The following is a 22,853-nucleotide window of genomic DNA, read 5'->3' on the forward strand; positions in this document are numbered from 1 at the left end:
TTTCAATATGTGCATAGTAAGAAAATTCGGATGGCTCTTGGCTTTACTGTTTACGGTAACGGCTTGTGAGGAAAAAGAGTACTTGTATAGTGATCCGACGGATTTCGTGGCGTTCAACGAAACGAATGCGCTTTTTTCTGTCGTGGATGATAAGGAAAAAAACGAGATCGAGATCACTGTTTCTTCTCCTATTGTGAGTTCTGTCGAGAGAGAATATATTATCGGGATTACTTTAACGGGAGCGGATGGGGAAGCCGTGGAAAACAAGCATTATAAACTTCCTTCCAATACGGTTGTTATTCCTGCCGGGGAACGGATAGGTTCGTTTAAAGTTATCGGTATCCCGGATTATTTGAGTTCCGAGGAAGATATGTTTGTCAATTTCGCCTTGGTTTCCGCATCTGTAGGAGAGATTGCCAATTTTAATAATGTGTTCACGTTGTATCTGGCACGTGTTTGTGAATTTAAGATGGATGAGATGCCGGGAACCTATGAAATCGAGAGTTCCTCGGTGGTTGCTTCCGGGGAGAAGATTACGTTTGAGGTCGTGCGGGGACAGGGTTCTAATGAATTGTTATTACTCCAGCCTTATGCACCGGGTGTCGATTTGACTATAAAAATTGTTCAGGATATTACCGGGGCATACACCGTGGTGATGGACGATCAATTATTGGCAATAGGCAAGAACGGTTCCTCTGAACTGATTCGTATGTGGGCGCGCGGAACCGGAACATGGAACACCTGTACGAAAATCATGAAACTGGTGCTTAGCCCTCATCAGGAAGGTGATGGGGTGGAATATATGCCGGTGACGGAGATAATTAAAAAGGTAGAATAAAATCGGGAGGTTTCATATGAAGAAGATTTTATATTTTTTATTGAGTTTAAGTTGTTTATGTGTTTTGCAGGCATGTTCGGATGATGATGATCCGAATGATGAACCGGAGCTGCTACCCGGGGGAGGGAAGAAAGGTGACTTTGCGCTTGTCTTGACGGAAAAAGTTGTTCAAGGGTATAGCGCGGAGGAAGATACCGGGAGCGGAACGTATGCCGGTGTGTACTGGAATTCATTGGATTCGCTGGATATCTATCTGGTATCCAGAGGTCAGGAAGTGGTAGAAAAGGGACATCGTTTGCGTTTGGCGGGTGATGGAACCCTAGTGTCCGATACGATGAGTTTGAACGAGGGAGCTTATACGCTGTCAAAATTGGTTTTATTTGATTATTGGGGTGGGAAAGCGATGGAGTTTGTTCCGGCTTCCGACAACAGTTTCGTCATCGAGGAGAACGGGTTCGTGGAGAAAAGCTATAAAGTCAAAAATCAGGGAATATATTCCGTGACTCGCGACAGTTTGGCTTTGGCCGCCTTGATGAAAGCCAACTTCGGGAATGATCCTTCCGCTTGGCCGATAGATTTGACCAAGGCTCCCAGCACGTGGAAATACGTGTATTATAAAGAAGCTTTGGGAAGAATCACCGAATTGAGATTAAGTACTTTTCAGGAAACGGATAGAAATGATGGGCTTGAAGTTATTCCCGGGTGGGGTAGTACCGGATTGCGTATAAAAGTGCTTCCGCAAGAGATGGAGTTGATGGATGCTTTGCAGGATATAGACCTGTCTGGGAATGATATAGAGGAAATTCCTGCTTTTTTCAAGGATTTGAGAACGGTTTACGGAGTAAAATTAGCGGGCAATAAATTGAAAAAAGTACCTGCGGAGTTGTTTGCTATGTTACGGTTGTCAACCTTGGATTTAAGTAACAATCCGATCGAGGCTTTGCCCGTGTTAACATCTGTTTCTAACCTGAGGGATTTGGAGCTGGTAAATTGCAAATTGACGTCTTTAGGGAGTGAATTGGCTAATTACAAGAATTTGGAAAGTTTGGACGTGCGGGATAATCAGATCACGACAGTCGGGAATCTGGCAAGCTTTTTACCCAATTTGGTACATTTGGATTTAAGTAATAACCGGTTGACGGCTATTACCGCTGAAATGCTCCCGGGTGGATTGCAAGCTCTGTACGCGACCGATAATCAAATCGGTTCGTTACCTTCCGGATGGAACGGGCAGTCAATGACGAATTTGAATGTATCGAGAAATAAATTGACTGTCATCCCGGATAATATGATGAATCTGCCTTTGTTGTCAGATTTGTTCCTGTCCGGTAATGAATTGCGGACGATTCCTTCCATGTCGGGATTGAAGAACTTGTTCTTCGCGGATTTCAGTGACAATAAATTGGAGTCTTTGCCTGAAACAATTACGGATTGCAAGATGCTGAGATGCCTTTACTTGATGAATAATGAATCACTCGATTGGACGTTGCCTCAAGTGATGATAGATCGTTATTGTACATGTCTTACGGAAGGAGTCGATGCGGAAGGTAATCTTACAGGGGAATTAGGTATGGGACCCGATGGGTTGTTCGTGAAATATGACGGGTGTCCCGGGGTGAAGAACGTGCCTTCTCCCCCGAAATGTGAACAAGAGGATGGTCCTGGGATTTATTGAATATTTCGATAAATAAGTTGCAAGAATAAACATATGTGATTATGAAAAAATGGATTGGAATATGGGTATTGCTCGTTTGTATCTTATCGTGTGACGATGATGACGAGAAAGTAGACTCGATTGAGCTTTCGGCTTCCATGTTGAATTACGAGAGCGAAGGAGGGGAACAAGGTATCTTGATTCAAAGCTCAACGGATTGGGCGGTTACTTCCGATGCCGCGTGGTGCTTTGTACAAGACCATAAGGAGACCGGACAATTTTCAGTAATTGTCTCGGAGAATGATGACTTTAACCCGCGTATGACCGTGTTGAAGCTAGTAGCCGGCAATTGTGTGAAAGAGGTTGATATTCTGCAAAAAGGGCAGACCGGGGACTTATCGTTGTCGGAATACAAAGTTTCGGTTTATGATTTGAACGATAATTATGCCGTGATTGTTCACGCGAAGAAGCCTTGGACGGCTAAGGTATCCGGGAATTGGTTATCTGTCGAGCCTTCCGGTGGAGAAGCGGGGACTCATTTGGTTCGTTTGCGTTTCTCGGAAAACAAAATACTTGCAGACCGGATGGGAACCATATCTTTTGAATCCGCAGGCAGTGAGAATTGTTTGTTTGAATTTACCCAAGAGGCCGCATTGCCGGATAGCCGGAAGCAGGATAGTCTGGCTTTGTTGAAGCTTTACGATGCTATCGGGGGTGACCAGATGAAAGCAGCCGGGTATTTGAAGAATTGGAAAGTGGGACCGCTCGAAAATTGGGATTCCGATATGATGCGGGACGGACGTGTGGTAAAAGTGGCGTTGAGAGGGAATATCGGTAAGGACGGTTATATCCCGGAAGACGTGAAGTACTTGTCCCACTTGGAAGAATTTACAGCTTCCGCGACATTTATCGGGGGAGTGTTACCCGAGGGATTCGCGCGTTGTAAATTGTTGAAAATACTAAGAATTTCTAATGGCTTCGAGAGTAGTAACGGGAATCTTACCGGAGAATTACCTAAAAAATGGTGCGTTTTGCGAAATTTGTATGAAGTTGATTTTGAAAGGAATAAGTTGATTGGTCCTTTACCGTTGGAATATGGAAATTTATCGGGATTACACTTTTTCGTTGTATCCAACAACGAGATGTCCGGTACTTTACCCGCGGTGTGGTCGAATATTCCGCAAATATCCCGTTTAGAATTGGCTTCGAATAATTTCACCGGCGAAGTTCCTGAAGAATGGGCGGTATGGACGAATATAACGATACTGGATTTAGCTAAAAACAGTGGTTTATCCGGGGTTTTACCTGTTGAATTATTGACGACAGCCCAGAATAACGGCGGGGCTGTCCGTCTTAACGGAACTAATATTATAACGAAATGATTATGAGAAAAATGAATTTTAAAGGATGGAGTATTTTATTAAGTGTCATTTTAATAACGATACTGCCGTTCGGTTGTTCTGATAGTGATAATAAGACTGATGAACCTGTAGGACCTGTGAATGAGGTTTTTGAGGTGAAGGACCTCACGGAATTTTTATTCACTCAAGAAACGGGGACTGTTACCATGAGTCTTTCTGCCAATCTGAGTTGGACAGCCGTAACCACGGCAAACTGGTGTACTTTGTCAAAGATTTCGGGAAATGAGAACGAAGATATCGTGGTGTCGGTGACTGCCAATACTTCGACGGAAGAAAGACGTTGCCAGGTGATACTGAAGGGGGGAACCCGTAAATTGACATTTGATGTCGTGCAATTGGGAGAAAGTATTCAGACGATTGTTTATGTGAACGGTGTCGAGATTCCGGACGGAGAAGATGCCAATCGGGTCGTTGTTGATTTCGAACAGAATCAATATAGACTGCATATTCTGTCGAACGTGGATTATAACGTGACTTTTATGTCCAAGAACTGGTTCCAGTACCGGGAAGCGGATGCCGGCGGGTATAGTTCCGTGGAAGATTACGAGAGACTGTATGATTTTTTGGTAGCGGATAACGAGGGTGCGAAACGGGAAACGTCGTTCACAATTGCCCAGAAAATGGGGGATTACACCCGAACGGTCACGATAGAACAATCCCCGTGCGTGGATTTTGTACGCTTGTTCTGCGATACGGTGTACTTGGGTTCGCATTATAACGTGATGGAGATTCAGGCACGTACCAACATCTCTTGGGAGTATGAAGTTGTTGGAAACCCCGATTGGGTGAGCGAGTGGCGCACGAGGAATATTCCCGGCAATACCGGAACGTATGCATTGGGGGTTCGCAGTCATTTGTTGGCTGACGTGCAAAAGAATGACAAACATACTTCCCGTCAATTTGATTTGAAAATCAAGTATGTTTCAGGGGGAGAAAACAAAGAGCAAATTGTAAAAGTGATCCAATTACCGAATAATCCGGTAGCTTCGGACAGTTTGGTGCTGATGGATCTGGTGCGCTATAATTCTAACGAAAAAGTGGGTTTGCAGGTCGGTTGGGCCATGGGACAACCGGTGACAAGTTGGAGTAATGTCCGATTCACGACCATGCCTAACGGGGAACAACGTATGACAGGTTTGATTATAGCAGCAGGATTGGTGACGCATGAGCTTACGGCATCTATCGGGAACTTGACGGAATTGAAAGAATTGAACCTTTCAAAAAATTACTTGTATGGTCCTTTACCGGAAGAGATGTCCCGATTGACGAATCTGGAAATATTGAACCTTTCAACGAATCTGGAGGAGGAAGCGGATAATTCTCCTTCTCTGACGAAGACGGGTATCGAAGAAATTCCTGCTGTTATTTTTGAAAAATGTATTCTGTTGAAAGAGTTGGATATTAGTGTGAATCGTCTTCGAACGATCCCGGAAAGCATTAAAAATCTAGCGATATTAGAGAAGTTTACTTGTGGTATTCAACCTGAAATGAATGAATTCCCGGTTGAGGCGTTCCGTAAATTGACGCATATGCGCGAGTTGGAAATCAGTGATATCCGTTTGTGGGAAGGAGATTTCTTCGATTTCATTTTTGATATGCCCTATCTGGAGAAAATTTCATTTTTCAGGATGAATTTTAACGATAACGCTATAACGGACCGGTTTGAAACTTTGTCTGAATTACGTGATTTCACGTGCCAGTCGTCAAAGATTGGCGGGACGTTTCCGAAGAGTTTGCTACAGTGCCAGAATCTGGAAACGCTGGTTATAGGTGATAACCATTTATCCGGAGAATTACCCGTGAACTTGCCGGATTTGAAGAAGTTATATTCAGTAGATTTCAGCGATAATAATTTCACGGGTACGATACCTGATAGTTACGCTGTATTCGGGAATGATGTGGGGGCTTCTTCTTCACGGGGAACTTACACGAATTTGTTCTTGATGGGGAATCGGTTGAGCGGGAAAATACCGGAAGCCGTGAAGTCGTCTAAGATGTGGAGTCCGAAACACTGGAACCCGGAGACATTTATCTGTCCCCAGCAGAATACTTATGGTTTTGAGAATTGTTCTTCGCAAGAATAATTTTACTTTCTGAAATATGAATGACTCAAAAGAATGAAATATGAGAAAGAATGTGATTGCGAAATATGCATTCCTTGCTTTAGCGAGTTTGCTGCTGGGATGCGACGATAGTGACAGTGTAGAGACGGTTTTGCCCGAATCGGAATTGAGCGTCAACCCGGAGGAGATTGTTTTTCAAAAAGAGGGGGGAGAGACAGCCATGACTATTTCCACGAACCGGGGATGGTGTATCGGGAAAGACGAAGGCGTGTGGTTTAAAGTTGACGGGGAGAGTACGGGTGTCGGGGGAGAACATTCGGTGAATTTTTCCGCGACGGAAAATTTCGGGACGGAAAAGAGAGTTTCGAAAATAACCGTACAAGCCGGGACAAAAAGTCAGGAATTGAACGTGACTCAATTCGGTTCCGAACCGGATATGGTGATACCGGAAAAGGAAATTACGGTGGATTATAATGTCGGTGAAAGAGCCGTGGTGATACATAGTAACGCGGAGGTCGAATTGACTTCCAAGACGGAATGGATTACGCTTTCCGCGGGCTATGCTTTGAATTCGACCCAATTTATGATAAATGTTGAAGATAATCCCGGCGAAGAACGCCGGGGGATGCTGACGGCGAAAGTGGGAACGAAGGAGGAAACGATTACCGTTATCCAGAAGGCATGGGAGGCGAAGATTAGCCTGAGTTCTGAAATATTGGCAGTCGGAAGCCAGAAAAGAACGAGTTCGGTGATGTTGAACACAAGCGGAGATTGGACCTTGGAATTTGAAGGCGAAAATCAACCGGATTGGATCGTGGATGTGCCTGTGTCCGGGGGGAAAGGTGAATCCGAATTACTGTTTACTTTTAAGCCGAATGAAACGGATGCTGTTCATCAATGTCGGGTGATTATACATTGCGGAGACAAAAAGGCGGTTCTCGAGGTGATACAGAATAAACCGACTCTTCGGGAACGGGATAGTCTGACTCTCATCAGTATTTATAATCATGTTGTTTCTCATGGTTCTACTAGTTGGGATTTTTCCAAGCCTTTGACAGAGTGGGAGGGCGTGAAGTTAAATTATGATCATCCCGAATTACCCGTTGGCGGTTTACATTTCGGAAATTGGACATTTGACCAAGTTCCGGCGGAAATAGGAGATCTCGACGAGTTGCAGACATTGACATTTGCTTCCTGTACATACTCGAATTTGATGTTGCCCGCGGAGATCGGGAAATTGGTTCATCTTGTCGAGTTTACTTGTATAGGGGATAAAGCTTTGAAGTTACCTTCTGAAATAGTCCAATGTGTGAATTTGGAAAAAGTGGTTTTCATGGGCACCTTCCAGAGTGTTGGAGGGAATACGATTATGCAGGGAGTGGAGATGTCGAAAGTGCTGTGTAAAATTAAAAGCTTGAATTGGGTTTCTTTTGAATCGACGGATATCAGCGAGTTGCCGGAAGAGTTAAGTGAGACGAACGTGAGTTATTTGCGTGTAGAGACGGGAAAACTGACTCAAATCCCCTCCTTCTTGGGTAAGATGCAGAAATTGACTTACCTGACTATTCGGAATTGTGATATAGAGGGAACTATTCCTCCCGAGATTTTTGATGCCCCGCTACTGAAAAGTTGTATTTTGAGCAAGAGCCGTATTAAGGATGTGTTCCCGAAGGCTGCCTTTAAAGCCCCGAAATTGTATGAATTAATTTTGGGTGACAACTTGCTGACCGGCGATCTCCCGAAAGAATTGGTTGATTCGAAGATTACTGTATTGGACGTGAGCCAGAACATGCTGGGGGGAGTGGATGCAAAATTGGATTACACTATTCTTGAAGATAAACGTTTCGGAAATGATTATGCTTGGGCTGGTAAAACGAATATTTGTATGCAAAAGGACGGCTACGGCTGGATTAATTGTAAATAACAAACTAAAAATGAATTTTATGAAAAAAGGATTATTATTTACTGGTTTGTGTATGCTTGTAAGTTCAATGTTCATTTTCACGGCATGTGACGATGATGATGATGAAATCAAAATTGAATCGGCATTGAGTTTGGCAGAGACTTCTCATGTATTTGCCAACGAGGAAGGTGATTATGCGTTGGCTATTTTTGCCAATGGTGCATGGACGTTAACCCAAGAGGGCGATTGGTTCAAGGTGGATAAAACTTCCGGAAACGGTAATGCCGCCGTGAAGGTAACGGCCTCGAAAAACACGACTGACGGGGAGCGTAGCGGAAAGATCACGGTGAAGTCGGAAGGCTTGGCGGATCAAGTATTGCAGGTTTCTCAAAAGAAAGAAGACGTGGTGCTGAAGGTGTTGGGTGAAGACTCTTACCTGATTAAACCGGAAGGAGGAGCGATGAAGATTACCGTGGAGGCAAACGTGAGTTACACGTATGAAATGACGGAGTGGGTGAAGGTATCTCAAGGGTATGATGCGAGTCGTTCGGATATCACGTTGAATATCGAACCGAATTTTTGGGGTATTACGCGTGAAGCAACGGTAGTTATTAAGAATGCCAAGGACCAGAAGGTCGTGAAAGAGATCAAGTTGACGCAGGAGTCTGTGGTTGCTGAAATTACCGAGCGGATTTCATTTGACGGAAAAGGAGGAAAAACAGTTACGATTGCCTTGGATGGGGATATGAGCTGGACATTGGATGAAGGCTATATGACAAGTGCTCCTTGGTTGACTTGTAGTCAATTAGAAAATGAAATTATTGTAGTTGCAGAGCAGAACGATGATCCGCAACGCTATGTTCTCTTGTTGTTGGTGAACGAGGAAACCGGATTCAGAAAAACGATTCTCGTGGAACAAGAACCATATTCAGCTATCACGATGGATTTGTCAACGGATCCCGGGACGTCAGGGGCTTCCAATGTAGATATAGAAGCTACATCCGAGGAATATAAATATTATCGTTACGTGAAAAATTTATCCTCGCATATCGTGAATGTAGTTGTATCTGCCGAAGATGCGGAATGGATTCATCCTTCTTTGGATAAGAATACGATGACGATCAGCTTGGATAAAAATGAGGGAGAGGCAAGAGAAGGCGATGTTATCGTGAAGGGAACGGATGCTGACGGGCGTGAGTTGATCGTGAAAGAAATTCATGTTAAACAAGCTAAAGAGGTCGTGGAGCCGTATATCAGGCTGAGTGAAACAGAGCATGTGTTCACGTTTGGAAATAGCGGGGAAACATTTGTGGTTACTGTGGATGCTAATGTAGAGTGGGAAATATCAAAAGATGGTGATAATGGTCAGCTTTCCTATATGGTTGATGGTGATGTAATTACAATTACATATACACAATTAGGAGGACCTATTATGTATCCTTTTGAGTATAATGTTCATCGTAAAGGTATGACAGCCACAAGCGATAATTTGAACCAAAAGATAAGTGTAATGACAACTCGTCCTTAATTAAGTTGTTCGGGGATATCCCGAAGGAAATCCCCGAACAACTTGTTTTGTTATGAAGTTAAAGTATTCCTCAATACTATTAATTAGTGTGGTGTCGTTATGGATGCCGGTATCATGCTCATTCCTCTCGAAAAAGGGAGGAGTGAGCACCTTCCCTCACGAGATTAGCGGGGTCAGGTTTGACAAAGACCACTTTTCTTTTGGGGAAATGATACTCGGAGAAGAGAAGACGGATACATTGATTTTGTATAATCCTACCACGAAAACCATGGAGCCGGAATTTCGTTTTTCGGAGGACTGGATTCGTGTCATTCAGACCAAAAGGTATATAGAGCCGGGAGACACGGTGAAAGTGTATGTACGTCTTGTATCCGGGAATTGTGAAAAGTACGGAAGCTGTGTACAACGGATGGTGTTTATTCCGGATCGGGCGAGAGGCGAGTGTCAACAGCCTTTTTTGATTACCGCCGAGATCATGGAGGATTTCACGAGAATGACACCGGAAGAGAAGAGCATGGCACCGAAAATTTCGTGGGATATGACGGAGTTTGATTTTGGAGATGTGCAACAGGAACAGAAGGCAGTTCATTTTTTTAAATTGAAAAACCGGGGGAAACGTGATTTGATTATACGTCGGGTAGAGACAACTTGCGGTTGTACTGCGGTAATGCCGGAATCCCGAGTAGTGAGAGCGGGCGATTCCACGAGATTGAGGGTCGTTTTTCACACGGCGGGACGTCAAGGCAAACAATTGAAAACTATACGGGTGACAAGTAACGACTTCAGTCAACCGAATACAATTTTGAAAATACGAGCAAATGTAGTGTGCAAACAATAATGAAATAAAAAGGATGAGAAAGAGAATAATATTTATATTATGGGGAATCGCTTGTATGGCGTTTACAGTGATCTCCGGAAAAGATTTACCCAAAGCCGAGGTGGAGACTTTAAAAGGCGAACGAATGGATATCCGGGAGGTGATGAACGATTCACTTCCGGTGGTGCTTACTTTTTGGTCAACGACATGTAAGCCCTGTATCCAGGAGTTGGATGCCTTGACCGAGACATACGAGAGTTGGAAAAAGGAATTTGATTTTAAGGTGGTTGCCGTGTCCACGGATGACAGCCGTGCCTCTGCACGGGCCAAGATGATGGCGGCAGGAAGAGGATGGCCTTTTATGGTAATTTTGGATAAAAACCAGAATTTGAAACGGGCGATGGATGTTAATTCAATACCCACTTTGTTTATCGTGAACCGGGAGGGAAAAATCATATACACGCATACCGGGTACACGCCGGGGAGCGAGTTGGAGGTGTATGAAAAATTGAAGGCGTTGAAGGTTGCCGACGAACAAAAGCAGAAGACCGTTGAATAAGCTAAAAAATAGACGAATGAAAAAATATTGTTATTTTGGTGTGCTTTTGTTTGTGTTGGGAATAAATACGGTTGTTGCCCAACAGGTTTCTCGTGAAGGTTCTCTGTCGGGGAGTTTCGAGACGAATACAATTTATTATCTCCCGGATAGTAAAATCAAGGCGGAAGCCCCGGATGACCGTTTCGGGTCGAACAATTATTTGAAATTTGATTATAGGCTCGGGAAGTTTGCCGCGGGATTGATGTACGAGGCGTACTTGCCGGTTTTGCAGGGAATGCCCGGAGAATTGAAAGACGGGAAAATCGTATTCAAGTACGCGATGTTTGAAGATCGGGGATTGAACGTCCGGGTGGGTGATTTTTACGAACAATTCGGCAGCGGATTGTTGTTCCGGGCTTACGAGGATCGTGCTTTGGGATTGAATACCTCGATTGAAGGAGTCCGGTTGGTGTATCATTATGGGGATCTTGTAACCTTGAAGGGAATATACGGGCATCCCCGCAAATATATGGATCGGGCGGAAAGTCAAGTCCGGGGAATGGATTTAAGTTTGAATCTTTCTTCTTTATTTGACTTGCAACAATCGTTTCTGACGTTGGAGGGAAGTTTCCTAAGCAGGTATGAACGTTATACGGGGACTTCGGAAGACGTGGATGCCAGCGTGGACGGTTATTCTTTTCGATTGGGATGGGAATATAACGGTTTCACGTTGAAAGGCGAGTTGGTGAAAAAGACGGGGGATGCCGCTTCTTACAATGATTGGAAAAACAGGAAAGGAAGTGCCGGATTGGTGGAGATCGGGTATTCTGGCAATAACCTGGGAGTACTTTTATCCGGGAGACGATTGGAATTCATGGAATTCCGTTCTTCCCGCGATGCGATTGGTATCGGCGAGGGGGTTAACTATCTGCCGTCGCTGACAAGACAATACACGTACTCCCTTGCCAATCTGAATCCCTATGCCACGCAAGGAAATGGTGAGATCGGGGGACAGGTGGATTTTTACTATAATTTTCCCCGGGATTCGAAATTGGGAGGAAGAAGAGGTATGAAAATAGCATTGAATTTCTCCACGTATTATGATTTGAAAGCCAAGAAAGACGGGGATGGATTTGAAGTGTTGGATTTCGGGGACGAATTGCTATTCCGGGATTTGAGCGTGGATATCACAAAAACTTTAAGCCCGAGTTTCAAGTGTATTCTGATGTACGCCATGCAATCTTTTAATCCTCTGATAACCGGACATAAGCCTGCAGAGTGGAAATCCAATCTTGTCGTGTTGGACGTGACTTATAAGTTGAATGTAAAGAACTCTTTCCGTTTGGAGTTACAACATTTGTGGACGGAACAGGATCAGAAAGAGTGGATGGCTGGATTGTTGGAATATAATATGGCTCCCCGGTGGAGTGTCTTTGCTTCGGATATGTATAACTACGGGGACACGGATTTGCATTATTATTCCGCGGGAGTCAGTTACGTGGTATCCCGTACGCGGGTAGCATTGAATTACGGGCGTAATCGTGCCGGCTACAATTGTTCCGGTGGAGTGTGCCGGTTTGTTCCTGCCTACACGGGCTTTAACTTGTCATTAACAACATCTTTTTAGTTATGAAAAAATGGTATAGTATTATTATTTCTTTGGGCGTGTGTATCCTGTCGGTCGCATGTAGCAGCAGCAATGATGAAAAGGAGATGGATGAGTTGGTTCTGAAAACCGATAAAGAGGTATTATTGGCGGACGGGAAAGATCACGCTACTTTTTCTGTGTTTTATAATGGCGAGGATGTCTCGGCATCCAGCGTTATCGCCGTGAACGCGGAAGCAGGCTCTTTGAAAGGGAATGTCTTCTCTACCACAAAAGTCGGTTCCTATCTTTTTCAAGCCAACTATGAAGGAAAGAAATCAAATAACGTGACCGTGCAAGTGGGCGGGGAAACGCTATTCCGGAAGAATATACTTTTCCAGATGTTCACGAGCGTGGATTGTCCTAATTGTCCTGCCAAAAAAACGTTATTGAACTCTGTTTATTCTTCATTCCCGGAAAAAACATTTATCGTTTGCTATCATGGAAACTTGGGTGTGACCAATCCGTTTGCCACGACAGAATCCCTGAATGCCTTGAATTTCTTGTGGGATGAATTGGGAAGTAAAGGACATTTTGCTCCTGCCTATTATGACTATATCGATCAGATTAATGCCCATAACATGAAAGACGTGGTGAAAGAGCGGTTGACCGTGAAAGGTGAGCAAGGAATTGCTTTGTTTACTTCTCTGGAAGAGAATAAGGTTAAAGTGGAGGTCAAGGTTAAAACTCTGGTTCCGTTGGAAGGTGATTATCGTTTGGTCGTGTTGGTGACCGAAGATAATTGTATGTACACGACTACACGGCATGATAATGTTTTCCGGTATTGCCTCTCGGATTTAAAAGGAGACAAGCTCGCGAGTCTTGCCGGGAACGAGGAATGGGAGAAAACTTATGAAAAGGAGATTTCTTCGGATTACAAGAAGGACGAGATGACGGTTATCGCTTACCTAGTGCGCTACCGGGGAAACGAAAAAGAGGCGGTGAATTGCCAAGGGGTGAAACTTGGAAATGAGCGGGATTATCTGATGCAGGCTTATGACGCGAATAGAAATCCATGGAATGAAGTAGAATAGTTTAATTTTAAAAGAAATAAAAATGAAAAAAAGTGTTTTATGTTTATTAGCGTTCGCTCTGATTGTGCTAGTGAATGCCTGTGGCGGAGGAAGTGAAAGTGATGGACCGGAACCGGGTGAAAAAGGATTGGTATTCAGCGTGGATAAGGATACGATTTATAAATCCGGGGACGACAAGGCGGTATTTACGGTGAAATACGACGGGAAGGATGTAACCGATAAAAGCCGGATATTTGAACGGACATCGGAAAAATTTCTTGACGGGAATGAATTCGGAACTACAAAATTGGGTGAATTCGTATTCACGGCAGAATATCAGGGAGAAGTTTCTCAAGAGATAAAAATAGCCTCGGTTGAGGAGGAATATTATCAGGCGAATTTGTTGCTTTTTCATTTTACAAGTACCTATTGTATGAATTGTCCCCGGATGATTTACAGTATCAACGCGGCACGGGAAAAAGCCCCGGGAAGATTGATTAAAATTTCCTTCCACGGTCCTATGGAAGGGGATGATCCGATGCAATTAAAGCCGTACGCGGAACCCTTGATGAAGAAATTTAATTGTTATTTGACTTATCCGGTTGTCGTGTTGAATGGCGTGAGATGGTGGAGTGAAGCCAAGGGGTTCGAGGATATGCAATCTTTCTTACCGGACAAAACGGATATCGGGGTGGCATTAGCGACTCGGATTGAAGGCGATAAAGCATATATTGATATGAATGTGAAGACGATGCGTATATATGACAAGTCTTGTCGGGTGGCTGTGGTGCTTGTTGAAAATAGTTTGAATTACGAGCAATTACAGGATGACCTTTCTTGGGATAAAACTTATATTCATGATGATGTGGTGCGGCGTTATTTGACGGACGTGATGGGAGATCCTTTGGAAGAAGGTGAATTGAAGGCGGCTAAATTGCTCACGAAATCCTACACGTATGATATCTCTCCGCTGTTGGTACGCGATGAGGTGGACGTGGTCGCTTATATCATGAAAAGTGACGGGACCGTGTTGAATTGTACGAGGGTGAAACTGGGAAAGAGTGTGGATTTTCAGGAAATAGAATAATACCGGAGCAACCGCACAAATGCCTTTGCGCTAGTAGGCAGAAGTTTATAAGGTTTATAAAGTTCATAAGGTCTATAAGGTTCTTTTGACCCTGCGGGCGCTTTGTTTGAGGCAGCTTTCGCTGCCGTTATACATGCTCCGAAGGACTCCTTTAGTTTGATAGACTAGGTGAAGGTATTTAATGTGGGTAGCTTTGGAATAAGATTAAAACTATGGTAAAGTTTATCATTCTTGTTTTATTTATAGTGTTGTCAAGTGTTGTTTTTGGTCAGGAACAAGTGGTCGTATCGACCGCCGTTCCTTTCCTAAATATCACTCCTGATGCCCGTGGCGGGGGAGTGGCGGAAACCGGAGTGGCAGGTCGACCGGACGTGTATTCCATGTATTATAACGCTTCCCGCTATGCTTTCGTGAAGGGGCGAGGGGGTGTGGCGTTTAGTTATTTACCTTGGATGAGGCATTTGATTAAAGGACAGAATTTGTTTGCGATAAACGGGTGTTATCGGTTGGATGATTTACAGACGGTAGCGGCAGGAATCCGGTATTTGAAAGGAGATGATTTTGCCGGGACAGGAGCGGCAGGTGAATCGGCAGGTGATTTTTCTCCCTCGGATTACGTGTTGGAAGCTGCATATAGCCGGAGATTCGGGCAATGCTTTTCAGCTGCATTGACGTTTAAATATATCCACACGGGGTTGGGAGAACTGAAAATGCCGGATGCGGACGGGTGCGATCCTTCCGGTGCTGTCGCTTTTGATATCTCGTGTTTTTATCAGAAAGAAACGGACGGTATATGTCCGTCGGCTTGGCGTGTAGGGGTGAATATCTCGAATATCGGCTCCAAAATAGCTTATATGACCGTGGGGAAGGAGGCTTATTTGCCTGCCAATCTACGTTTAGGCGGTGCTTACGAGATAAACGTGAACCGTCTGCACCGGGTATCTGTTTCATTGGATATTAACAAGTTAATGGTGAGAACGTATGATCCGGACAAAAAGGATGAAAGCGTATTGAAAAACATAGCGGGTTCTTTCGGGAACGAAAAATTCTTGAAAAGTATCGTGTGGCAATTGGGGGCGGAATATCAATGGCGGGAGTTATTGGCGGTGAGGGCAGGATATTTCCATGAAAGCGAGATGTACGGTTACCGGCAATACCTGACTTTAGGAGGCGGGATTGCCCGGAAAGGTTTTATGCTGGATGCTTCCTATCTGTTCCCGACCGGAGAGAAAGATGCGCCTTACAAGAATACATTTAGGTTGTCATTAGGCTATTGTTTCAAGTGACCCGAGGTTTTACAATTCAAAAATAACTACATGGAAACACACAGGTTAATGAATTTGGCATGCGGGGGAATGTTTGGCATTGCATTCCTGTTTTGTATCGCTTGTCAGGATAAAAATATAATATTGGGAACGGAACCGGATTCGTCCGCGGATGGACTTGCAACAGGGGTTGTTTACGTTCAGTTTCAACGGGAGCAGGTTGCCGCCTACGCGAGCGATAACGGTGGCAATCGGACAGTCGGCAAATGGGAAAACATGAATATCAAGCGTGTCTTTCCGCCTGCCGGTAAGTTCGAGGAACGTCATAAAGCGTTCGGTTTGGATTTATGGTACAAGATTGAAGTACCGGAAGGTACACGGGCTCAGGATGTGGTGGATTATTTTTCCGTGCAGGACGCTGTTTTGGAAGTGGCGGAGGAGCGGGTTATACCGGAGCCTATGCCTTTACCCGTGACTGTATCGGCACTCGGTCGGGGAGAGGGGGAGAGATTGCCGTTCAATGATCCCTACTTGGGGAAGCAATGGCATTATGACCGCACCGGGAGCGTGGAAACCACGGATAACGCACATATCGGTTTATTCAAGGGATGGGAAGTAACCGGAGGAAACCGGGATGTGATTGTTGCGGTTCTGGATGTCGGCGGGGATTATCTTCATGAAGACTTGAAAGATAATATATGGATTAATGAAAAGGAATTGAATGGAGTAGCTGGAACAGACGATGATAACAACGGGTACACGGATGATATTTACGGGTACAATTTTGTCGCGGGTTCGGGAACGATCAGCCGCGAGGATCACGGTACTCATGTCGCGGGAACAATTGCGGCTGTGAATAATAACGGGATTGGCGTTTGCGGTATTGCCGGAGGAACGGGTAAAGGAGACGGCGTGAGGATTATGCTGAATCAAGTGGGTACTTACACGGGGGGAGTGACTCAAAATTGGGAAGCTTTGGCTAACGCATTTGTGTATGCCGCGGATAATGGTGCTGTTATTTGCCAGTGTAGCTGGACTTTTCCTTATTCCAACAGTCTTTTGAAGCAAGGCATCGAGTATTTCGTGGAAAACGCGGGTTCCCGCGAGGGGAGTCCTATGCGGGGAGGAATGGTTGTCGTGGCGTCAGGCAATGACGGTCGGCACACGGATGCTTACCCGGCAAGTTACGAGGTTTGTATCAGCGTCGCTGCCGTGACGAACCAAGGAAAAAAAGCTACTTATTCGAATTACGACGAATCCGTTGATATATCCGCACCCGGCGGAGAGAAATCTCCCTCGGAATCTGGTATTTTCAGTACGTTGGCGAACAATAAATACGGGTATATGAATGGGACTTCTATGGCGTGCCCTCACGTGAGCGGTATTGCGGCGTTGATTGTTTCAGCCCATGCCGGTAAAGATTTTACCGCTGCCCGGTTAAAGGAAATTTTATTGGAATCCGTAATGAGTATTGAAGATACAGAACCGGAATATGCACCCTTGATGGGGAAAGGGGGTGCTCGTGCCGATCTGGCTTTATGGAAGAATGACGGGGTGGCACCGGAAAAGGTGAGAGATCTGCAATTCAAACAGGAAAATGAAGGGTATTATCTGGTGTGGAGTAATGCCTCGGATCAGAATGACGGTTCTCCCCGAAAATGTAATTTGTATAGAAGTGATCAACCTTTGAATGCTGCTGATTTAGATCGGGCAGAAATGGAAGAAATAGATTTACGGGGCAAGGAAGCGGGAGAGAGGATTACAGTAGAACTTCCTAAACCCGCAAATAGAAATACGATAGATTATTATGCTTTGACAAGTGCGGATCCGTGGGGGAACGTTTCCGGTTTGTCGAACGTGGTAGAAATTCGTTGGGTTCAGGTATTACCGGAGGAAGAACCCGAGCCGGAAAAGCCTGAGACACCGGAAAAGAGCATCGTTGTTTACCCGAATCCTACAACCGGCATATTAAATGTGAAATGGGGAAGCGCACAAGGTGCGAAGAGTGTGAACGTGTATGATTTAATGGCTCGGCGCGTATTCACGAAGATATTGAATAATAATAAAAATTCCGGTGAAGAAACGGTGGATATATCCCGTTTACCTGTCGGACGTTACGTGTTGAAATTCAGCAGTGATGAAGGGGTTCAGGCTGTGAATGTCATTAAGATATGAGCTTGATTTGACGAGCTGAATGAGTGTGCTTTTTTTTCATAATTTGTTTGCCGGGGGAGAATGATCCGTTGGGTTGTTCTCCCCCTTTTTTACAAGCTTATTTTAGGAGGAATAAAAATAACAAGGTGTAGTTGGAAAGTAGGGTGTTTAATTAATAATTTAAAAATTTACAGTATGAAAAGAGTGAATTATTTTATCATGATTGTTTTTTGTGGATTGTCACTTTGTGGATGCGAAAAAGTAGAAGAGCAAAAAACAGAAAATGCAGTTGTTACTTATGAAACTTTGGAAAAAGAGTATGGGATTCATTTTACTGAAGTTGAAAATGATGGTACAGATGCTGTACCGATGTCATTGAATGAATTAAAAATGTTTTTGGAAAGTTTAGAAAAATTGAATGGGAAAAAAATTGAAGCAAACGTAACTAGAGAACCTGCTTTATCCCGAGGTGAAGCTTCATTTGTAGGTTCAATAGTTCGAATAGAAGAAGGGAATATAAATCTTGGTAGATTAGTTAAAATTAGGGTAGATTATTATCAGGAGGGGAAGTATTTCTATACCTATGTTTATGATCAAAGTAGTGGTACTACATTATATCGCGGTACAAGAAACACAAAAGTTCATAATTTGATGTATGGAGGTGTAATATATAAATCTTTTGAAGAAAGTAATTGTACTGTTAATATAATAAATGGTTCACAAACGACAACTATAAATTTTAGATTACAAGTAGATTGGGATTTAGATACTGATCACGCAGAGTTTACTTTGTTTACTTTATTTATGTCGTAGATTATGAAAAAGTATATTTTTTTGATTTTTACTCTTGTGTTTTTGGGATGTCAGGATGATAATGAGCAAACTTTAGATTTAGATGCTACAAGTTATTCCGACACTCAACTGGAGCTATCCCTTAACGGAATACAGCTTGAGGGACGAACCGTAAAGATAAATCCTGAAAAAGGAACAAAAGCAGAACTTTATTTGATGTCGTTATTACCCGGAGAAAAAGAAACCAAAATCTTTGTGGTGGGAGAAAAAAATGAGATGGGAGTGAGTATTTACGGAAGTGATGAAAACAAGGATCGTACTCTTTCAGTTGTAGGAGAAATCAAAGATGAAAAACTCTCGTTACAGGCAGATGTAAAGATACATTCCGAAATTGTAGGTAAGTGGAAATTGCCTTCCGGAAATCAAGTGCTGACAGATAGATTGAATAACTCTGCTGTCTATGTTGATTTGGTTAATAAGGAGATGAAGTCTATTCAATTACCGGTTTTTCTTTATAACGGAAATGTGGATACCAATAATAAACCTATTTATGATTATCCTCAGACAGCTTTCATAGAAGATCCGGGTGATGGGAACGGGCGTTGGTTTGCAGAATGTGTAATGAACGGAGCTCTCTCTAATTTCTATTCATCTTTGCTTCCTGGAATCGAGTTTAGGGCTAACGGTCATGTTCAATTTACAATCGTACCATGGAAGGGAGAAGAGCCAATAATATTACCTGATGGGTTTATTCGTTATGGTATTTATGATGGGAAAATTTGGTTCATGGTTGAAAATGCAGAAAAAAATGCGAATGTCGGAATTGCTTTTCTTTTGAAACAAAAGGACGGGAAAGCTAAAATTGCTATTGATAAATCATTATTGAATACATTTATTGAACTTTCTCCTTATTTGAAGGCTTTATTGAATTATCAGAATAAGGTAGATATGTTTCAGCACGGAAAAGCAACCGAAGAATCCGTACAGATTTTTGTAGATAAAGATATGGTTGATTTATTACGTTCTGCTGAATATTTTGAATTAGGGATCAATTTGTTACCGGTTCAATAGCGAATGTGTAAATTATAATCCGACACACTAAAATGTGTGTTTTTTTCATAATTTGTTTGTTGGGGAGAATTTTACATGTTATAAATTTTCCCCATTTTTATGTGTATTAGATAAATAGAAAATGTATTTTTTTAGCCTGTCGGGGAGGGCGTTTCATAAGACATAAAAATAAGAAGTCTTATGAATAAAATAGATAATAGTATAGATCATCATGATCCCTTTGGATTTTTCGTGCGTCAAGGGGATTTTCAGCGAAAATGTTATTACTCGGAGATATTGTGGGTGGAGGCTGACCGATGTTATAGTGATATTTACCGGAAGGGAAAATCCCGGATTTCCGTGGTGCACCCGATGGCGTCGGTAGAACAGATGTTGCCGAAAGAGTGGTTTATGCGGATACACCGCAGTTATATCGTGAATCTTCGTTTTGTGGACGGTTTTGTCGGAAACTCGGTATGTATCGGGGAGAAGATGTTACCGATCAGTGCGCCATACAAGGAGAATTTGTATGCTTATTTTCATTTTTTGGATTCATTGAGAAGGAAAAAATGAGGGAATAAGTCGTGATTATTTGAACAAATAAATAAACCTGTCTTGTGGGATGCCTTGCCGACAGGTGAGGCATGGGGATGCAATTTCGGATAATCGGGATAATAGTTGGCGAAGCCGGGTTAATAAAGTTGGTAAAGGGTGGGTGCGTGGTGTATCTTTGGGATATAATTAAAAAACATAGAGTATGGGAGTATTACAAAACGTGATTCGGGAACTGGGGGATATCGTGAATGGGTTGTCGGTTTCCTCGAAAGAAAAACAGAAGATACAAGAGGAGATTCAATCTCTGGTGTATCGTTACAAGAGTGAGCTGGTGCGTGAACAGTCGGCGGCGGTGGGTGACGAGACGCGGGGAAATTGGTTACAACGGTCGTGGCGCCCGATCGTGATGCTGGTGCTCACGTTGTTGGTCGTGCTGGGAGTATTCACGGGATCGCCCATGTTGTCCGACAGTTCCCGCTTTTGGGATTTACTGGAGATCGGGGTAGGCGGGTACGTGATCGGGAGAAGCGGGGAACAGATTACCGGTAGCTTGTTGTCCCGGAAACGGAAATGAAATGCCGGGCGGGAGTTGTTGTTTTATCTAAAATTTTATGTGTTATGGAAATTATTGACAATTTGTTGTTCGGGGATAACGTGAAGTATTTACGGTGTTCAAAATGTAATGTGAAGTTATCACGTGTAGACACGCTCGTGCTGCACGGGACGGGAGGTGCAAGCGCCGTTTCATCCGCCCTTTACTTGAGCAGACCGGACACGGGAGTATCGGCTCACGTGGTGATCGGTCGGGACGGGGAGATATTCCAGTTATTGCCTTTTGACCTGAAAGCGTGGCACGCGGGGAAGAGCTACCATGCCGGGAGAGTGAACTTGAATGATTGTTCAATCGGCATAGAACTGGATAATGCCGGGGAGTTGCAGCGGGTGGGCGACAGGTATTACTCGTATTTCGGGCGGGAATATTCTCCCGAGCAGGTGTACACGACCGAGATAGAAGGGAGAGCGAGGTACTGGCATCTGTTTACCGAGGGGCAGTTTAAAATTCTGGAAGAGGTTTGTCGCTTGCTGAAAGAGAGGTATAGGATTAAATATCTCGTGAGGCATTCGGATATCACTTCACGAAAAGTGGAGCCGGGACCGGCTTTCCCTTTTGGCGAGTTGAAAAAGAAATTAGGTTTTACAAATTAAAAAGGAGGTAGTTATGGCTCGTTATCAGTCAAAAGGATTCAATCGTTTCTCGGGACGGGTGGGGAACGTTATTTATTACAAGATGAGAGGGGAGTTTTACGCGAGAGCCTCCCCGGCGGAAGTAAAAGATTGTCGTTCGGAATTGCAATTATACTACCGGGAAAGAATGAGGGGAACTGCTACCTTTTACGGGGTTGTCCGGCAGACATTGCTGGCTCTCGTGTGGCAGGCAGTGGGGCAGAGAAAGAACCGATCGGCGTATAATCTTTTCGTGCAGGCAAATATCCGGGCGTTTAACGGGACTGCATTGTTGTATGATTTGGTGCGTTTCAGCTCGGGGAGTTTGGGTTTACCCTATGATTTACAAGCGTACCGGGAGGGGGATAAAGTTCGGTTGACGTGGAGGAATGAAAAGATATTGAGCGATGAGCGGCTGGCGGACGAATTGTGGTGCGTGGTGATGACAGAGGACAAGAATTTCCGGATTATCGGACCGGGAGAAACCGGGGCAATTCGAGGGGATGAACTTGTGGAGATAGAGCTCACGAACGAGGAGAGAGGGAAGGTACATTTTTATTGTTTCTTCGGGTCGGCAGAGCGAGATGATTTCTCGGAGAATTTACATTTCGTGTTATGAATATATGTTTTATTTTAAAATTTGAGATTATGGCATTATTTAAATCATTTTTGTTGGGAGACGTGAGAAAATCAGTGGCTAACGTGACGATGTACGCCGGTGCGAACGGGTACAGTATCGCGCGAGGCAAGAGAAACACGGTGCGCAACCCGCGGACGCCCGCTCAATTGACGCAACGGGCGAAGTTGAAGGCACTGGAGGAGGCTTCCCGGTATTTTGCCCCGGCGGCAGCTCTCGGTTTCCCGGGACGTAAGGGAGGTAACACGTTCTATAACGCGTTCGTGTCATCGAACATGGCGGCGGTGACGGTGGACGAGAATTACGAGCCCACGATTGATTTCGAAAAACTCAAGTGTGCCGCCGGTTCTTTGCAAAACGGTAAAGTGACTATCACGGTGGACGAGGAGAACGGCAAGGTGATGGTTTCACAGGAGGCTCAAACTCGGTGGAACACGGTAGCTAACCCGACGGACGTGTTGCACGTGGTGGTTTACGAGAAGACCAAAAAGGAGATGATCGTGGAAGCTTGCCGGAACCGTAAGGAAGCGGGTTCAACATCGATCGCGATGGACGAGGGATGGAGTAAAGAGAATCTCGTGTTTTACGCTTTCATGTTGTCGAAGGACAAGCGGAAGGCGTCGGATAGCATGGTGATTCGACCGGAATAGAGTTTTTTCCCGCGAGTCG

20 protein-coding genes are annotated in these 22,853 nt (G+C 44.1%); all 20 read left to right on the plus strand.

The features are described 5' to 3' along the window. The first annotated feature begins 7 nt into the window (after nt 1–7). Nucleotides 8–838, plus strand: coding sequence for a hypothetical protein (locus ACK8P8_RS07205; protein ID WP_410025676.1), 831 nt, complete (start codon nt 8–10; stop codon nt 836–838). A gap of 16 nt (nt 839–854) precedes the next feature. Continuing rightward, entirely contained in the window at nt 855–2,513 is a 1,659-nt protein-coding gene (locus ACK8P8_RS07210; RefSeq protein ID WP_410025677.1) for a leucine-rich repeat domain-containing protein, read from the plus strand. A gap of 41 nt (nt 2,514–2,554) precedes the next feature. Further along, nucleotides 2,555–3,874, plus strand: coding sequence for a BACON domain-containing protein (locus ACK8P8_RS07215; protein WP_410025678.1), 1,320 nt, complete (start codon nt 2,555–2,557; stop codon nt 3,872–3,874). Nucleotides 3,875–3,876: 2 nt separating this feature from the next. Next, nucleotides 3,877–5,997, plus strand: a complete 2,121-nt coding sequence (locus tag ACK8P8_RS07220; RefSeq protein ID WP_410025680.1) for a BACON domain-containing protein — start codon at nt 3,877–3,879, stop codon at nt 5,995–5,997. A 40-nt stretch (nt 5,998–6,037) separates the two neighbouring features. Next, on the plus strand, nt 6,038–7,900 hold the full coding sequence (locus ACK8P8_RS07225; RefSeq protein WP_410025681.1) for a BACON domain-containing protein: 1,863 nt from the start codon (nt 6,038–6,040) through the stop codon (nt 7,898–7,900). A 19-nt stretch (nt 7,901–7,919) separates the two neighbouring features. Further along, nucleotides 7,920–9,407 (plus strand): BACON domain-containing protein, encoded by a 1,488-nt coding sequence (locus tag ACK8P8_RS07230; RefSeq protein ID WP_410025682.1) that lies wholly within the window; start codon nt 7,920–7,922, stop codon nt 9,405–9,407. A gap of 52 nt (nt 9,408–9,459) precedes the next feature. Then, nucleotides 9,460–10,245, plus strand: a complete 786-nt coding sequence (locus tag ACK8P8_RS07235; protein ID WP_410025683.1) for a DUF1573 domain-containing protein — start codon at nt 9,460–9,462, stop codon at nt 10,243–10,245. Nucleotides 10,246–10,258: 13 nt separating this feature from the next. Then, on the plus strand, nt 10,259–10,783 hold the full coding sequence (locus ACK8P8_RS07240; RefSeq protein ID WP_410025684.1) for a TlpA family protein disulfide reductase: 525 nt from the start codon (nt 10,259–10,261) through the stop codon (nt 10,781–10,783). A 16-nt stretch (nt 10,784–10,799) separates the two neighbouring features. Then, nucleotides 10,800–12,389 carry a DUF6029 family protein gene (locus ACK8P8_RS07245; protein ID WP_410025685.1) on the plus strand — a complete coding sequence of 530 codons (1,590 nt, stop codon included), beginning with the start codon at nt 10,800–10,802 and terminating at the stop codon, nt 12,387–12,389. 2 nt (nt 12,390–12,391) lie between these two features. Beyond that, nucleotides 12,392–13,441 carry an Omp28-related outer membrane protein gene (locus tag ACK8P8_RS07250; protein WP_410025686.1) on the plus strand — a complete coding sequence of 350 codons (1,050 nt, stop codon included), beginning with the start codon at nt 12,392–12,394 and terminating at the stop codon, nt 13,439–13,441. Nucleotides 13,442–13,463: 22 nt separating this feature from the next. Further along, nucleotides 13,464–14,507, plus strand: a complete 1,044-nt coding sequence (locus ACK8P8_RS07255; protein WP_410025687.1) for an Omp28-related outer membrane protein — start codon at nt 13,464–13,466, stop codon at nt 14,505–14,507. Nucleotides 14,508–14,719: 212 nt separating this feature from the next. Further along, nucleotides 14,720–15,793, plus strand: coding sequence for a type IX secretion system outer membrane channel protein PorV (porV, locus tag ACK8P8_RS07260; protein WP_410025688.1), 1,074 nt, complete (start codon nt 14,720–14,722; stop codon nt 15,791–15,793). A gap of 30 nt (nt 15,794–15,823) precedes the next feature. Then, nucleotides 15,824–17,947 carry a S8 family peptidase gene (locus ACK8P8_RS07265; RefSeq protein ID WP_410025689.1) on the plus strand — a complete coding sequence of 708 codons (2,124 nt, stop codon included), beginning with the start codon at nt 15,824–15,826 and terminating at the stop codon, nt 17,945–17,947. Nucleotides 17,948–18,121: 174 nt separating this feature from the next. After that, nucleotides 18,122–18,739: a hypothetical protein gene (locus tag ACK8P8_RS07270; RefSeq protein ID WP_410025690.1), complete on the plus strand. Its 618-nt coding sequence runs from the start codon at nt 18,122–18,124 to the stop codon at nt 18,737–18,739. A 3-nt stretch (nt 18,740–18,742) separates the two neighbouring features. Continuing rightward, on the plus strand, nt 18,743–19,789 hold the full coding sequence (locus tag ACK8P8_RS07275) for a DUF4925 domain-containing protein (protein ID WP_410025692.1): 1,047 nt from the start codon (nt 18,743–18,745) through the stop codon (nt 19,787–19,789). 180 nt (nt 19,790–19,969) lie between these two features. Then, the gene (locus tag ACK8P8_RS07280) at nt 19,970–20,341 is read left to right on the plus strand and encodes a LytR/AlgR family response regulator transcription factor (RefSeq protein WP_292267397.1); all 372 of its coding nucleotides are present in this window, start codon (nt 19,970–19,972) and stop codon (nt 20,339–20,341) included. 184 nt (nt 20,342–20,525) lie between these two features. Continuing rightward, the gene (locus tag ACK8P8_RS07285) at nt 20,526–20,897 is read left to right on the plus strand and encodes a hypothetical protein (RefSeq protein ID WP_410025693.1); all 372 of its coding nucleotides are present in this window, start codon (nt 20,526–20,528) and stop codon (nt 20,895–20,897) included. 44 nt (nt 20,898–20,941) lie between these two features. After that, nucleotides 20,942–21,529 carry an N-acetylmuramoyl-L-alanine amidase gene (locus ACK8P8_RS07290; RefSeq protein WP_410025694.1) on the plus strand — a complete coding sequence of 196 codons (588 nt, stop codon included), beginning with the start codon at nt 20,942–20,944 and terminating at the stop codon, nt 21,527–21,529. Nucleotides 21,530–21,542: 13 nt separating this feature from the next. Then, a complete protein-coding gene (locus ACK8P8_RS07295; protein WP_410025695.1) occupies nt 21,543–22,166 on the plus strand; it encodes a hypothetical protein in 624 nt (207 codons plus the stop codon). A 29-nt stretch (nt 22,167–22,195) separates the two neighbouring features. Further along, a complete protein-coding gene (locus ACK8P8_RS07300; RefSeq protein WP_410025696.1) occupies nt 22,196–22,834 on the plus strand; it encodes a DUF6266 family protein in 639 nt (212 codons plus the stop codon). Nucleotides 22,835–22,853: the final 19 nt, after the last annotated feature.

This window comes from Butyricimonas muris (genome assembly GCF_046365375.1).
GTDB lineage: Bacteria > Bacteroidota > Bacteroidia > Bacteroidales > Marinifilaceae > Butyricimonas > Butyricimonas muris.